This window comes from Moraxella osloensis (assembly GCF_001553955.1).
GTDB lineage: Bacteria > Pseudomonadota > Gammaproteobacteria > Pseudomonadales > Moraxellaceae > Faucicola > Faucicola osloensis.
Genome location: NZ_CP014234.1, coordinates 1715700 through 1730528, shown reverse-complemented (window position 1 = coordinate 1730528; position 14829 = coordinate 1715700). Strand labels below are relative to the sequence as shown.

The 14829-nt window shown below is 45.2% G+C and carries 14 protein-coding genes; 8 read left to right on the top strand and 6 right to left on the bottom strand.

The window, feature by feature from the left end:
• The first annotated feature begins 25 nt into the window (after nucleotides 1-25).
• Nucleotides 26-1684 (top strand): phospholipase D family protein, encoded by a 1659-nt coding sequence (locus AXE82_RS07625; protein WP_147285572.1) that lies wholly within the window; start codon nucleotides 26-28, stop codon nucleotides 1682-1684.
• Nucleotides 1685-1722: 38 nt separating this feature from the next.
• Here the strand turns inward: AXE82_RS07625 and AXE82_RS07620 are convergent, their stop codons facing one another.
• The 4 genes from AXE82_RS07620 to ubiG form a co-directional block, all read right to left on the bottom strand.
• Nucleotides 1723-1989 (bottom strand): DksA/TraR family C4-type zinc finger protein, encoded by a 267-nt coding sequence (locus AXE82_RS07620; protein ID WP_062333234.1) that lies wholly within the window; start codon nucleotides 1987-1989, stop codon nucleotides 1723-1725.
• A gap of 89 nt (nucleotides 1990-2078) precedes the next feature.
• Nucleotides 2079-2849, bottom strand: a complete 771-nt coding sequence (locus AXE82_RS07615; RefSeq protein WP_062333231.1) for a YciK family oxidoreductase — start codon at nucleotides 2847-2849, stop codon at nucleotides 2079-2081.
• Nucleotides 2850-2949: 100 nt separating this feature from the next.
• On the bottom strand, nucleotides 2950-3672 hold the full coding sequence (locus tag AXE82_RS07610; protein WP_062333227.1) for an HAD family hydrolase: 723 nt from the start codon (nucleotides 3670-3672) through the stop codon (nucleotides 2950-2952).
• Nucleotides 3673-3712: 40 nt separating this feature from the next.
• Nucleotides 3713-4447: a bifunctional 2-polyprenyl-6-hydroxyphenol methylase/3-demethylubiquinol 3-O-methyltransferase UbiG gene (ubiG, locus tag AXE82_RS07605; RefSeq protein WP_062333224.1), complete on the bottom strand. Its 735-nt coding sequence runs from the start codon at nucleotides 4445-4447 to the stop codon at nucleotides 3713-3715.
• A 530-nt stretch (nucleotides 4448-4977) separates the two neighbouring features.
• Between ubiG and AXE82_RS07600 the strand changes: the two genes are divergently transcribed.
• Entirely contained in the window at nucleotides 4978-5601 is a 624-nt protein-coding gene (locus AXE82_RS07600; protein WP_062334868.1) for a thiol:disulfide interchange protein DsbA/DsbL, read from the top strand.
• Nucleotides 5602-5738: 137 nt separating this feature from the next.
• On the opposite strand, the gene AXE82_RS07595 is transcribed toward AXE82_RS07600, so the two are convergent.
• Together AXE82_RS07595 and AXE82_RS07590 are read right to left on the bottom strand one after the other, a co-directional pair.
• Nucleotides 5739-7193, bottom strand: a complete 1455-nt coding sequence (locus AXE82_RS07595) for a phosphohexomutase domain-containing protein (RefSeq protein ID WP_062333221.1) — start codon at nucleotides 7191-7193, stop codon at nucleotides 5739-5741.
• A 97-nt stretch (nucleotides 7194-7290) separates the two neighbouring features.
• Complete coding sequence (locus tag AXE82_RS07590; RefSeq protein WP_062333218.1) at nucleotides 7291-8514, bottom strand: nucleotide sugar dehydrogenase; 1224 nt, start codon at nucleotides 8512-8514, stop codon at nucleotides 7291-7293.
• Nucleotides 8515-8856: 342 nt separating this feature from the next.
• Here AXE82_RS07590 and mazG point away from each other — a divergent pair, with 342 nt between their 5' ends.
• The 6 genes from mazG to panB all read left to right on the top strand — a co-directional run bounded on the left by mazG (nucleotide 8857) and on the right by panB (nucleotide 14811).
• The gene (mazG, locus tag AXE82_RS07585) at nucleotides 8857-9687 is read left to right on the top strand and encodes a nucleoside triphosphate pyrophosphohydrolase (RefSeq protein WP_062333215.1); all 831 of its coding nucleotides are present in this window, start codon (nucleotides 8857-8859) and stop codon (nucleotides 9685-9687) included.
• Nucleotides 9674-10360: a hypothetical protein gene (locus AXE82_RS07580; RefSeq protein ID WP_050325281.1), complete on the top strand. Its 687-nt coding sequence runs from the start codon at nucleotides 9674-9676 to the stop codon at nucleotides 10358-10360. The genes mazG and AXE82_RS07580 overlap by 14 nt, the downstream gene beginning before the upstream one ends.
• Nucleotides 10353-10736 carry a ComEA family DNA-binding protein gene (locus AXE82_RS07575; RefSeq protein WP_062333212.1) on the top strand — a complete coding sequence of 128 codons (384 nt, stop codon included), beginning with the start codon at nucleotides 10353-10355 and terminating at the stop codon, nucleotides 10734-10736. The genes AXE82_RS07580 and AXE82_RS07575 overlap by 8 nt, the downstream gene beginning before the upstream one ends.
• Before the next feature lie 243 nt (nucleotides 10737-10979).
• Nucleotides 10980-13238 (top strand): polynucleotide adenylyltransferase PcnB, encoded by a 2259-nt coding sequence (gene pcnB, locus AXE82_RS07570; protein WP_062333209.1) that lies wholly within the window; start codon nucleotides 10980-10982, stop codon nucleotides 13236-13238.
• Nucleotides 13235-13729 (top strand): 2-amino-4-hydroxy-6-hydroxymethyldihydropteridine diphosphokinase, encoded by a 495-nt coding sequence (folK, locus tag AXE82_RS07565; RefSeq protein ID WP_062333206.1) that lies wholly within the window; start codon nucleotides 13235-13237, stop codon nucleotides 13727-13729. The genes pcnB and folK overlap by 4 nt, the downstream gene beginning before the upstream one ends.
• Nucleotides 13730-13929: 200 nt before the next feature.
• Nucleotides 13930-14811, top strand: coding sequence for a 3-methyl-2-oxobutanoate hydroxymethyltransferase (gene panB, locus AXE82_RS07560; protein ID WP_172460501.1), 882 nt, complete (start codon nucleotides 13930-13932; stop codon nucleotides 14809-14811).
• Nucleotides 14812-14829 lie beyond the last annotated feature (18 nt).

Below are 14829 nucleotides of genomic sequence, written 5' to 3'. Positions count from 1 at the left end.
TTAATTGACCCTGGTGAGTGCCATCATGCTAAGACCCCTGTTCAAACGTCGTCTTATTTTTTTAGCCAGCCTGTTTTTGGTATGTATGGCGATTTTGTTTTTTATCGCCTGGTGGGGTCGCCTGCCTGCCAACACGGGTAAATCCAGCACCTATCAAACCGCTGTCATTACCAAAGACCATCAAAAAACGGTGGCAACGGATATGCCACCGGATGAGCCCTCCAGCCGTTTTCGCCAATTTGGCTCGCAAAGCATGGCTGATGGCATCGCAGAGCTGGTTAAAAGCAATCCACAAAAAACGGGCGTTTATCCCTTGCCAGATGGCATGGATGCGTTTGCCGCACGTATGCTGCTCATTAGTACCGCAGAAAAAACGCTAGATGTGCAGTATTATATTTGGAATAACGATATCACTGGCAATCTAATGTTTCAAGCCATCAAAGAAGCGGCAGAGCGCGGTGTGCGCGTGCGATTATTGATAGATGATAACAATACTCGTGGTCTCGACCCAACGCTGTGGGTACTTAATGAACACCCCAATATTGAAGTAAGATTGATGAACCCCAACCGTTTTCGCTCGTGGCGCTGGCTAGGGTTTGTGGGCGATTTTGAGCGGCTCAATCATCGTATGCACAATAAATCCATCACCGCTGATAGCCAAATCACCATCACAGGCGGGCGCAATATCGGAGATGAGTATTTTTCTTTAAACCAAGAGATGGTATTTTCTGACCTAGATGTGCTGATGGTTGGGCATATTGTGCCGCAGATGTCACAAGCGTTTGACCAATATTGGAACCATAAACTGGCTTTTCCTATCACCGATTTGGTCAAAAAACCTGAGGCATCCGCCCTAAACCAAGTGTTTATTCCAAAAACCCAAAAAGCCGATAAACCTGCGTCGCAACAACTCGACCCTGTGCTAAAGCTGAAAAACGACTATCTAAAGCGCTTGGTGGCAATCGACTTTGTCAATCAAATCAAACAACAAAAATTGCCGCTCTACTGGGCAAGCGTGCAGCTATTGACGGACAATCCCGACAAACTGGGCAGCAAAGCCAATACCCAAGGGTTAGACATCAACCAAAGCTTAGGCAAAATCAGCCGTGAACTCAATTTAATCTCTGCGTATTTTGTACCCACGGAGCAAGGCAAAGACTACTTTATCAACCTTGCAAAAAAAGGCGTAGCGGTGAATATTTTGACCAATGCCATGAGCGCCACCGATGTCAAGCTTGTGCATTCTGGCTATGCCAAACACCGCAAAGACTTACTCAAAGCTGGGGTCAAGCTATATGAGCTCAAGCCCAATGCCATTAAAGACAATCTGCGTGATTCATATTTGACGGGAAGCTCTGCAACCAGCTTGCATGCCAAAACGTTTGAAAGCGATGGTGAAAAGGTGTATATCGGCTCATTCAACTTTGATCCACGTTCAGCATTGACCAATACCGAACTTGGCGTTGCCATCGCCCACCCTGTACTTGCCAACAAAATCCGCAATGAATTTTTGCAAGCCTTGCCAACAACTAGCTACACCTTGTCGCTCAAAGATGACAACATTCAGTGGTCAACGCTCGAGAACGGTCAAACCGTCACGTATGATGAAGAGCCACAAACCAAGCCTTGGCAGCGTACCCTAGTATGGATGCTATCGCACCTGCCGCTTGAAAAATTTTTATAAGCTGTAATTGTTATGAACTGTAGCATTAGCCAATACGCTTAGCGCAACTGGCTATCCTTACTACCACGGCGATTAAATAGCTCGACTTTTTGCTGATGCTGTTCTAGCGATTGTTGACAGCGCACGCACAAGTGCACCCCTGGCATCGCAAGACGCCGTGCTTCGGGGATTGGGGCATCGCACTCCTCGCAATGAGTTAGACTCTCACCCTGTGGCAATGCGCGTTTTGCCCGTGCAATCGCATCATTAATAGTCGCTTCGATTTGCTCGTTTTCTGCGCCATCTGCAGCCCAACCACTTGCCATATTTTTCCTTATATTTTAATAGGTTAATTATAATATGGTAGTGATTTTGTCAAATTTCAATAGCGTATTAAAGCCATCATCGCGCCATTTTATTGTGGCTGTAAATCAATTACCTGACCTTTGATACCTGCCGCCTCATCACTCATCAAGGCAACATACGCACTCATCAAGTCTTCGGGCGCAAGCAAGGTGTTGGGGTTTTCGCTCGGATAGGCAGCAGCCCTCATTTGGGTACGCGTGGCACCGGGATTGATGCAGTTAAAGCGCAGGGTGGTGGTTTTTTGGGTTTCTTGGGTGAAAATATCGCTCATCCCCTCTACCGCCAATTTTGACAGCGCATACGCCCCCCAAAATGCGCGTGGACGGCTGCCTACACTGCTAGAGGTAAACACCACTGAGCCACTTTGCGCAGATTTGAGTAGTGGTAGCAAAGCTTGGGTAAGGGTAAAGGTGGCATTAAAATTGACTTTCATCACTTGCTCAAAAATAATCGGGTCATACATCTCAAGTGGGGTTAATACACCGAGCAACCCTGCATTGTGTAAAACACCGTCTAAATGCCCGACTTCACGCTCAATCAAAATCGCCAATTGCTGCATTTCTGTGTAGCTGGCGCTCTCTAGATTCATCAGTAACATGGCAGGCTGTGCACCGCCTTCTGCTTCAATTAGGTCATATACAGCTTCAAGCTTGCTCGCGGTTTTGCCGAGTAGTAGCACGGTCGCGCCATATTTTGCATAGCTTAGCGCGGCTGCTTTACCGATGCCATCACCTGCCCCTGTGACCAAAATATTTTTACCTTTTAGACAATCGGCAGGTGGGATAAAGTTACGGATATCATCATGGGTTGCTAAAGTCATAGTTTCCTCAAAATTTTTCTCAAAAGCTCGCTAAAAAATTCCCTAAAAATCGGGCAAATTGTTAACACCTTGTCTATGCATCAAGCGCCTAGTTGCTTGTTTAAGTGTCCGCTAAAGCATCCGTCCAATCGCCCAGCAAAGCGGTCAATTCAGCGACGCTATGGATTATGTTATCTGCACCCCAACTGCCCAAATCCGCTTGGTCTTCAGGGGGAATGTAGCCATAAGCTGCCAAAATCGTGCGCATATTCGCCGCATTGCCCGCTTGAATGTCACGGATATGGTCACCGACATACACACAATTTTCAGGCTGTAGCTGACGCCCGAGTTGTTCGTTCAACCGCGCGACTGCCAAATACATGGGCTCTGGGTCAGGTTTGGTGTGTTTGACATCATCAGGGCATACCAGAACCGCACAGCGCTCAGTTAGCTGCAGCTTGTCTAACAAATTTTCCGCCAAATAACGCGGCTTATTGGTGACAATGCCCCATACAATACCACGTGATTCCAAGTTTTTTAGCAGCGAATCAAGCCCATCAAACAAGCGACTATCGACACAGATATCGGCCTCATAGGTGTCCAAAAACTCTTGCCGATAAGCCAACAAGGTTGGGTCATCCTCAGTCACATTGGCAAGCTCGCCAAACATCAGCTTGACCATCGCTCTGGCGCCTGCAGAAACTTGCTCACGAATGGCGGTATCACTGGGCGCTGGGTGCTGGTGTTTGGCGCACATCACCTTAATAATCCGAATAAAATCAGGTGCCGTATCAATCAAGGTACCATCAAGGTCAAACAATACGGCTTGGCATTTTTCAGTCATTTTTTGCTCAAATCAACGATTAATATTTAAGTAAAGCCAACTACTGAGGCTTATATACCGCCATCATGTAGTTAACGTCAACATTTTGTGCCAGCCAATAGTGCTTGATAAGTGGATTGTAATGTAAACCAATTAAATCTTGACGTTTGCAGCCTGCACGCTGGGCAAAGCGATCTAGCTCGGCTGGGGTGATGAATTTTTCATAATCATGTGTGCCGCGTGGCAACAAGCGCAAGATATATTCAGCGCCAATCACCGCAAACAGGTAGGATTTTGGGTTGCGATTGATGGTCGATAGTACCAATACGCCATTGGGTTTGAGCAGGGTAAAACAAGCATTGATAATGGACTGCGGGTCTGGCACGTGCTCGAGCATTTCCATACACGTCACCACATCAAACTCACCAGCGTGCGCTTTGGCAAAATCTTCTACAGCAACACAAGCAAAATCAATCGCTTGGTTGGTCTGCGTAGCATGGATTTGTGCTGCCTTGATATTGGCTTCTCCCAAATCAATACCCGTCACCGTGGCGCCGCGCACTGCCATGCTATGCGACAAAATACCACCACCACAGCCGACATCTAACACTTTTTTGCCTGTTAAGCCTGATTGCTGGCGGGCGATGGTTTGCTGTTCAATCCAGTTTAAGCGTAGCGGATTGATTTGGTGCAAGGTGGCAAACGCGCCTGTTTTGTCCCACCATTCATTGGCAAGGTCGGTAAATTTTTGTACTTCTTGTAAGTCGACGTTTTGCTGTAGGTTCGGTTGTGTCATGATGATAGTTCCGTTTGATTTTTACTTCGCTATTTTTTTAATTCGATACTTCTTACTTTAATAGCGATACTTCTTACTTTAATAGCATGTTATCGCGTTTTTTGAAATACAGTTGCTTGCTAACCACAATTGCCATCAAAAATAGCCTTATTCTAACAGTTTTTAGCCCATGCGCTGTAGAATTTATGTGGCGGATTGATAGCGTAAAATTGTAGGATAAATTTGTGGGGTAAAATAGCTTATTGCTGCATAAACCCATAACTGTCCAACTTTAAGTACGACTGATAAATTAAACTTAAAAAAATATACTTTGTAATTTAGAAAATTTAATTAACATATTGCTTATTTTTTTCACCAGTGTAGTTTTTTTTAGTTTACAAAGTATTACACTTAGGCAGCTCCTTAATTTATGATAGTATAACGCGCAGGTATTTTCGTATTTTGAGCCCTGCTAGCAAGCGATTTTCTATAAGATACTATAAGATATGAGCCGTGCTAGACCCTATGATTTGACTGTTAATGAGGCAACCATGAAAAAATTAGCAATGACCGCAATCGCCGCCGCTATCGGCTTGACCAGTTTATCAACCCAAGCTGCAGATTTTGTAGCGGGTCAAGACTATAAGGTGCTGGCAAACCCAGAGAAAATTGAAGGCAATAAAATCATTGTTCGCGAATTTTTTTGGTATGGTTGCCCACACTGCTATACATTAGAACCTTACATGGCACAGTGGGCAAAAAAATTGCCAGCTGATGTGGTGTTTATGCAGACGCCAGCTGCGATGAACCCTGTGTGGGAACAAAATGCGCGCGGTTTTTATGCCGCACAGTTGTTAGGTTATCAAGGTAAAACCCACCAAGCGATGTTTGACGCGATTCAAAAAGACCGCCAAAAATTGTTTGACCAAGCCTCTATCGGTCAATGGTACGCATCAAAAGGCGTGGATATCAATAAATTTAACAGCTTGTACAATTCTTTTGCAGTAAATACCCGTATCGCACGTTCAAAAGATGCGGCGCAGCGCTTCCAACTATCAGGGGTACCTGCGGTTGTCGTTGATGGCAAATACGTTGTTGAGGGTGCGGATGGTAAAGTGCCACAAGTGGTTAACTATCTTATCAATAAAGCCCGTGCTGAGCGTGGCGGTAAATAATCCGCCAGCCATTTGCTAAGGCTTAATGGTTTTAGCCTAGATGGTTTAGCTTAAATAGTAAAAAAGCCGTTTCAATGAATTAGCATTGAAACGGCTTGTTTTATAGGAGCGGCTTTTTTTATGGTAGTTAATAAAACCTAGTGGTCGGCTGGCGTACCGCCTTGTGCCACAATCCAGTTTTTTAGCTGTTTGGTTTTTTCATCCAATAGCGTTTTATCACCGCTGGCTTCGACATTGAGACGAATCAGTGGCTCGGTGTTAGAAGCGCGGACGTTAAAGCGCCAGCGTGGAAAATTGACTGACAAGCCATCGAGTTTATCAAGGGTCGCCGTTTGGCTATCAAATTGTTGGTAATTATCTTCAAGTTTTGCCAACACCGCGGGCGCAGTGATACCGTCTAATTTAAAGTTAATCTCACCTGAGATTGGGAACGCGGCAATCATCTCATCCACCAGTTGCGACAGTTTTTTTGGCGCTTCTGTTTTGCCTGATTTTGATAACAGCTCAATCACCAATAACCAAGGAATCATGCCACTATCGCAGTAGTTAAAATCGCGAAAATAATGATGCGCAGACATCTCACCGCCATACACTGCGTTGTTTTCACGCATGACTTGTTTGATAAAAGAATGCCCTGACTTACTGATGGTCGCTTTGCCACCGGCCGCCGCGATGACGCTTTCGGTATTTAAGATATTGCGCGGGTCATACACAATCGCCTCGGTAGGATTTTTATCCAAGAAAGCTTTGGCAAGCACCCCCACTACATAGGTGCCTTCCAAGAATCGAGCGTTTTCATCAAAGAAAAAACAGCGGTCAAAATCGCCATCAAACGCAATCGCTAAGTCCGCTTTCTCCGCCAATAGCTTGTCTGCTGTCACTTTACGGTTGGCAATAATCATGGGATTGGGAATACCATTGGGAAAACTGCCATCGGGCGCATGATTGATTTTGATAAAATTAATAGGCGCGTTGGCAGCTTGTAGACGCTGCTCAAGCAAATCAATCGTTGGCGCGGCACTACCGTTGCCACAGTTGACGACCACTGTCAAAGGCCGTAACGCGTTGACGTCAATATAGCTTATCAGATGGTCGATATAGGCGGTTTTGTCTGCTTTTAACTGATACTCGCCTTTACTGGCTGCCGCTTTGAACGCGCCTTTTTCTGCGATTTGTTGAATGTCTGCCAAGCCGGTGTCCGCGCTAATGGGTTTGGACTGTTCACGCACCAATTTTAGCCCGTTATAATTGATGGGGTTGTGACTGGCGGTCACTTCAATACCGCCAATCGCGCCATAATGGCTGGTGGCAAAATACACCTCTTCAGTGCCTGTCATGCCCAAATCAATCACATCGATGCCCGCATCTAGTATGCCTTGTATGGTGGCTTTTTTCAGGGCTTCACTACTGGGGCGAATGTCACAGCCAATTACAATCGCTGGTTTTTGCTGATTTGATAGCGGTTCACTTAAAAATTGGGCGAAAGCACGTCCGATGCGGTAGGCGATGTCCTCGTCAAGGTTTTTACCGAGTTCACCGCGGATGTCATAGGCTTTAAAAGACGAAATTGTGATGGGAGAAAAATCATTCATATACGTGGCTCATGGGATTAAGAATTAAGAATGTCATTCAATTAACTGTTAATTATTCACAATCAATTATTTACTAGCAGTTATTTACTAGCAATAATCAACTATCACCAAACACATCGCGGCTATACACTTTTGCCTCGACGTGCGCTAATTCGGGATGTAATCGGTTTGCGACAATCACGTCGCTGGTTTCCAAAAAACTTGCTAAATCATTGACTACAGGACAATCCATAAACTGCGATGACGACAGACTGGGCTCATAGATTTGTACATCAATGGCATGTTGTTTGAGCAGTTCAATAATGTCCAAAATCGCAGAGTCTCTAAAGTTATCGGCATCTTTTTTCATGCTCAATCGGTACACCCCCACGGTATTAGGCTGCTTGGCGATAATTTGACGCGCGATAAAGCGTTTGCGGGTATTGTTGGCATCCACCACCGCATGAATCACATTGGCAGGAATCCCTGCATAATTGGCTTTAAGCTGTTGGGTATCTTTGGGTAGACAATAGCCACCATACCCAAATGATGGGTTGTTGTAATGCATGCCAATCCGCGGGTCTAAGCTGACACCAGTGATAATCGACTCACTATCAAGCCCCATGCTTTCGGCAAAGCTATCTAACTCGTTAAAAAATGCAATGCGTGTGGCAAGGTAGCTATTGGCAAATAGTTTGACCGCCTCTGCCTCGGTGGGCGGCATGATTTGGCTTGGTGTTTGGCGTGATGTTTGGCTTAGCGTGTCAGTTTGTTCGCTGGCAGTTTGGTATTGGGTGATTAATTGGTGGCAAACATCTTGCAGCGCTGGCACATGGTTTATATCACAGCCAACGATAATACGTGACGGATGCAGGTTGTCATATAACGCTTTGCCTTCCCGCAAAAACTCCGGCATAAACAAAATACGCGTATCAAATTTTGCCTGCATGTCACGGGTAAATCCAATCGGCACAGTCGATTTGATCACAATCGGCACTTGTGCGTTGTGAGCGCGTACGGTTTGGATACTGGCTTCCACCGATGAGGTATCGAATTTGCCCGTGGCGACATCGTAATTGGTCGGTGTGGCAATAATCACCAAATCTGCGGTTGAAAAATCCGCCTCACTCACCAACTGCGCCGCTAAATTCAGTGACTGGGTTGCCAAGAACTGCGCAATCAATGCATCGTCAATCGGCGACTTTTGCTGTTGTAATTGGGCAATTTTTTGGGCATCGATATCGACCAAGGTGACTTGGTTAGCAAGTTTAGGCTGGGCTAATAAGACAGCATTGGACAGACCGACATAGCCTGCCCCAATGACAAAGATGGTTGTAATCATGGGTGATGAAACCTTACAAATCGCAGCAAAAATTAGCGACACCGTCGCGTATTTTCAGCCTTGATATTTCTTATATTTTTAAATTAGGTAAGTTTGTGCCAATATCACTATAGTTTGACAAAATGGCATAGCAATGACAACGATTATTTTGCAGCCCCTGTGTTTTAGGTATTTGTGTTTTAGGTATTTGTATTTCAAGCCTCTGTATTTTAGGCATCTAGACTGTCAAGGCAAATACTTACCAATAGGCTTAGATTGCCATGTCAAATGCGCTAAAATAGCTAGGTCAATTATATTGTGAATTTTTCACCATTTACCATCAATCACCCTTCAGAGATAACGATGCAACCGACTTCCAATTTTGCTGACCTCATTGCCTTAATGGCACGACTGCGCCAAGACTGCCCTTGGGATAAAAAACAAACCAACGACAGCCTCATTCCCTACGCCCTAGAAGAAACCTATGAGCTCGTCGAAGCCATACAATCAGGCGACATTGACGACATCAAGGGTGAGCTTGGCGATGTGCTGTTACAAGTGGTTTTTCACGCTTGTTTATACCAAGAGCAGCAGCAGTTTGATATCAGCGAGGTGATTTTCACCTTACAACAAAAACTCATTCGCCGTCACCCGCATGTGTTCGACAAAGAAAATCTAAAAACCGATGAAGATGTCAAAAAACGCTGGGATGAAATCAAAGCCTTGGAAAATGCCGAAAAAGCCAAACGGGGTAAACTGGTAAAACATCGCCGCACCCTTGATGCGGTCAAGGCAGGCTCAGCGCTAATGCAAGCGCAAGAACTACAAAAAACTGCCAATAAAGTCGGTTTTGATTGGGATGTGGTGTCGGGTGCGGTGGACAAATTGGATGAAGAAGTGGCAGAGCTCAAAGAAATCTTACCAATCGATGGTCAAAAACCGACGCCTGAGCAAAAAGCGCTGCTAGAAAAAGAACTGGGGGATTGTTTTTTTGCCCTAGTCAACATTGCCCGCAAACTGGGCATTGATAGCGAAAAAGCAACTTTGACCACCGTGCATAAATTTCGCTCTCGTTTTGGCTTTATTGAAGATGAGCTCGCTAAAATGGGTAAAACCCCTGAAACTGCTAGCTTAGCAGAAATGGATAACTTGTGGGATTTGGCAAAGTTAAAGGAAAAACATGACAAACCTTAATGACTTAAAGCCACTATTATTAAATCTGAACACTAATGGAAAAAGGTATAGCCTATTACTATTCTTCATTGGTGCGACTTATTCGCTTTCACTGCTACTACCCGCTATCGATTTTTCTACTATGAGCGGGGGCATTTTGCCTGGAATTGCGGTTGTTCTTTTTGGGACAATCTACTCACCTTTCGCCCTTATAAAAGGTTACTATGGAATATTAGCCATATATGCCAATTTTATATTTCTGTTTCTATTTATCAAAATACTCACTCAAACAAATCACGCAAATTTTTTGATGGTATCATTAGCTTTATTTATGTTAGTGTTAAGCGGATTTAGTTTTTCTCAATCATACCAAGTCCATTATATGTCAAGTGGGAAAATAGTTGTTTGGGGGATTGGGGCGGTATTTTGGTTTTTCAGCTTGTTTGCATTGGCTGCTTTGATTTTTTATCAGTATTTTAAGGGAAAAACCCCAAACCCAATGTATTTTATTGCCATGTTAATGATATGGTTAAGCGTGGCATTTAGTTTGCGTTATTATCAGTATCACTATATTGCGGAAGAATATAATCAAAAAGGCGCATTTCAGTGGTCTATTGTGTTTATTTCTCAAGCCCCATTCTTGGCAAAAACCAAAAAAGCAATACAAGAAGATTTAGGTTTCAATAATGATTAGCCGATGGTTAAAAAACGTTTTGCTTACCAATGCTTTTGTAGTTTACTGTGGCATTGCTTATGCCCAACCAATTTGTACCCCAACCATGACGCCCGAGCAGGCTTTTTTGGCAGTGACAAATTTGACTGGGACTAACGGTGGCACCACAAAACCCTCTGCAAATGTCCTTGCCAATTCACCCAAAGTGATTAATATCAATACAGCCAGTGAAGCACAGCTTACACAGCTTGATGGTATCGGCGCCAAAAAAGCCCAACAAATTATTTTATACCGGCAAATGATAGCGCCGTTTGCCACAGCGGATGACCTAGCCAACGTCAAAGGTATCGGCAAAGCGACTGTCGATAAAAATCGCCACCGCATTATCACCCAATAGTGATAGCTCAATAAAGCATGGGCAATCATCACAAGCCTATTCTCATGCTTTATACACTGTGTACTAGAAAGCAAACCATCTCATCCTGTAGCGCTAACGTCCTACAAATAATCACTCAGTAGACAATATTTTTTGTTCACTGGATTTTTTGTAACCGTGAATTAATATCCCTAGTTAGGCAGAAATTTGGTACACTAACCGCTAATAAATTTCTGCCGTTTTCATGGATTTTGGTTACTATACATGGCAAAAAAAACTCGCAAATCACCTAGTACGGCAACCGCTGCTGGCAATACCGCAACCGATTATGTTTTAGATAGACAGTCGGCTCGCCGGGATGCCAAAAAACTGGGCTTAAATAAAGCTGATTTACCCAACTCCATCAAAGAAGTGATTAGCACACTGACGCAGGCGGGTTTTGAAGCCTATATCGTCGGTGGTGGGGTGCGTGATGCCTTGTTAGGCTTAAAGCCCAAAGACTTTGATGCTGTGACCAACGCCACCCCCAACCAAATCAAAGAAGTATTTGGCAAACGCTGCCGCATCATCGGACGGCGTTTTCAGCTGTGTCATGTGTATTCTGGTCGCGATATGATTGAAGTTGCCACCTTTCGCGCGCCGCCTAAGGACAACAATCATCTCACCGAAGACGGCATGATTATGCGTGACAATGTGTGGGGTGATATCTATCAAGATGTGGTGCGCCGCGATTTTAGTATCAATGCCCTGTACTATCAGCCATTTGACGACATCGTTTATGATTTTTGTGGGGGTCTCAACGATATTGAAAACCGCACCATTCGTCTGCTCGGCGACACCCAAAAACGGGTGGAAGAAGACCCTGTACGTCTGCTACGTGCGCTGCGTTTTAAAGCAAAATTGCAGTTTGATTTTGACAATGCATTAAACCAACAATTCAACGCGCAAAACTGGGCATTATTGGCGCAAGTATCCCCTCACCGTTTGTACGATGAAACGCAAAAAATGTTCACAGGCGGCTATTTGGTGCCGATGTTACCACTGCTATTTGATTATGGTGCGTTTTCCCAGTTGTTGTTTTATCCACCGACAACTGTAACACCGCTACTCAACCAAGTCACCATCAATACCGATAGGCGCATAAGCAGTGGTAAAAGCATTAACCCTGCGTTCTTTTATGCGACTATTTTGTGGGAAAACTATCTGTATTTATTGGATAAGTTTAAAAAGAACACACCGTTTAGCGACGCGCAAAACCAAGCCGCCAATAAAGTGTTGGATAAGCAGCGCCAGCACACGGCCATGCCCAAGTTTGCCGAGCAATTTATTAAAGATATTTGGCTCATGCAGCCAAGACTTGCCCAGCCGCGCAAAAAAAATCTGCAAAAGCTGTTTGAAAACCCACGTTTTCGGGCTGCCTATGACTTTTTGATGATGCGTGAGCAAGTGGAAGCCAAAAACCAAGCGCTTGCCAAACAGCATGGCGTGCCCATTACGCTTGATGATGAAAGCACCAACGGCATGGGACATTGGTGGGCGTGGTTTCAAACCCTAGGTGCCAAACAGCAGCAACAAGCGATTGATGAGTTTGACCTTGAATCGGTGCGTTTGCGCTTTGCGAATATTGTCAATCAAACCAGTTTTGAGGACGACAGTGTTGCTTACCAAACTAGCGATGCGGTGCGTGATAATGAGGCAGACATGGGTAGCGATTTGAGTCATGGAAAGCGCCGCCGCGAACGACGTGGTTTGCTATTGGCAGCAAATAGCCAAATCGAGCATGAACTGCTGCAAGATACCGCGCTATCTAGCAAAGCGCACAAACTAACACAGCAGCAGCAACTTGAAAAAGCCCAGCTGCAGCAGTTATCGCTTGCCAGCCACACCAACTCAGCACCCGCTAAGTCACTTATCGTAGCGCCAATCATAGCGCCAAAAAACCATGACCACCCTTACCAGCCGATAGTTCCTGATTCGGTATCAGCTTATGCTGAGACAAGTGCACGCCCAAATAGTTCACACCCAAATAGTTCACACCCAAATGATTCACACCCAAATAATTCACAACTAAGTCGCTCACGCAAACGCGACAAAGCCTATTTATCGGCAGCCAGTGTACCTGCCAAACGTGCGCGACGCACCCCCAGCTCAAACTGGTCGATTTTGGAGCAACGCCAGCAAGCGGATATCACAACATCTGCTATTGATTTGCGTGGCGAACCTGTCAGCCCAACGCCCGTCAGACAAAGCACCGACAATCAGGCGGTGACTCATACTCATGCCAATACTGATATTGGTACTGACATTCGCACTGACACTGACACCGTCAAGCACTCGGCACCCAATGAATCAATGATTGACAATGGCGTGGTACAGCCAAAGCCAAAGCGAGCGCCACGAACGCGTAAAAAAGCGGTTGCTGATAGCAAAATCTCAGCAGAAGCGGTGACGAAGGACGAGGCACCGGTAGCGCCAAAACGCACCCGCAAACGCGCGGTCAAAATCGACGGTCATCAACCATGATTACGTGCTATATCGGTTTGGGTGGCAATATCGCAAACGCGCTTGGTACGCCAAAGCAGCATATTGCCAATGCTATTGTGGCGTTTTACGCATCACCGCACTTTGCCAATGTTACAGCATCATCACTGTATCAATCCAAAGCCTTTGGGGTCACCGACCAGCCCGATTTTTTTAATGCCGTGGTAAAAGTTGATACCGATTTGGCGCCCTTAGCCTTATTGGATTTTTGCCAAAGTTTGGAGAGCGCTGCCAAGCGCACACGTTTGCGCCACTGGGGTGAACGTAGTTTGGATGTCGATGTACTGTTGTATGGCGATGACACAATCAACCATGCACGTTTAACCGTGCCACATGAGGGTTTATTTGCGCGTAATTTTGTGCTGATTCCGATGCTAGAGCTTGACCCGACCCTTATGGTAAATGGGCAAAAATTGGCAGACTTACCGACCAGTCAACAGTGGCAGGGCTTGGAAAAATTGACCGTAGTTTAACCCATATCAGTTAGCATGGATTTTTATAAAAATTAACAAATTATTGGTGCGATGGATTTGAAATCGCAAAAAATTAAACCATTGATAAAGTAACGTTTTTTGTTTTTCTTGTTTTTGCCTGTTTCTTTTGCCCTTGCTTCTTTTAGCTTTACTTCTTTTACCCTTGATTCTTTTAACCTTGCTTTTTTAAAGGAAACCGCATGAGCTACGTTAGCAACCTAGAATCTAACCCTGATTCAACAACTGAGTCAACATCTGCCGCAGCGACGACCAAGCCTAAATTACCTGTGACTTTGTCCACCTTAAACAAACTCAAAGCCAATGGCGAGACGTTCTCGTGTTTGACATGTTATGACGCCAGTTTTGCAGCAGCTATGCAAGTTGCAGCGATTGATACGATTTTGATTGGCGATAGCCTTGGCATGGTGGTACAAGGACAAACCTCAACCTTGCCGGTGACCATCGCAGACATGGTGTATCATACCCAAAACGTGGCTCGTGCCAACAGTCATGCACTGATTTTATGTGATTTACCTTTTATGAGCGTTGCCACGCTTGAGCGCGCACTCGATGCCAGCCAAGCGGTGATGCAAGCCGGTGCGCATGTGGTCAAAATCGAAGGCGGTGCCGAGCTTGCCGAAATCGTGTCGGTGCTTGCCAACAACGGCGTGCCGACCTGTGTGCATCTAGGCTTGACGCCGCAATCCGTGAATGTGTTTGGTGGCTACAAAGTACAAGGCAAAACCGATGCCCAAGCAGAAAAACTTATGGCTGACTGTCAAGCAGTGGTAGAAGCAGGCGCCGCCATTTTACTGCTCGAATGCGTCCCTGCTGAGCTTGCCAAAAAAGTGCGTGACACTTTCCCCGTGCCAGTGATTGGTATTGGCGCAGGCGTGGAGTGTGATGGTCAAGTGCTGGTCATGCACGATATGCTTGGGGTATATACCCGTAAACCTGCCAAGTTTGTCAAAGACTTTTTGACCGACGAGCATAACGAAACCAAAGATATCACCGGAGCGTTTAAAGCCTATCATAAAGCGGTCAAAGACCGTACGTTCCCAACGCCAGCCCATAGTTTTTAGTGATCATAAAGGCAAAAA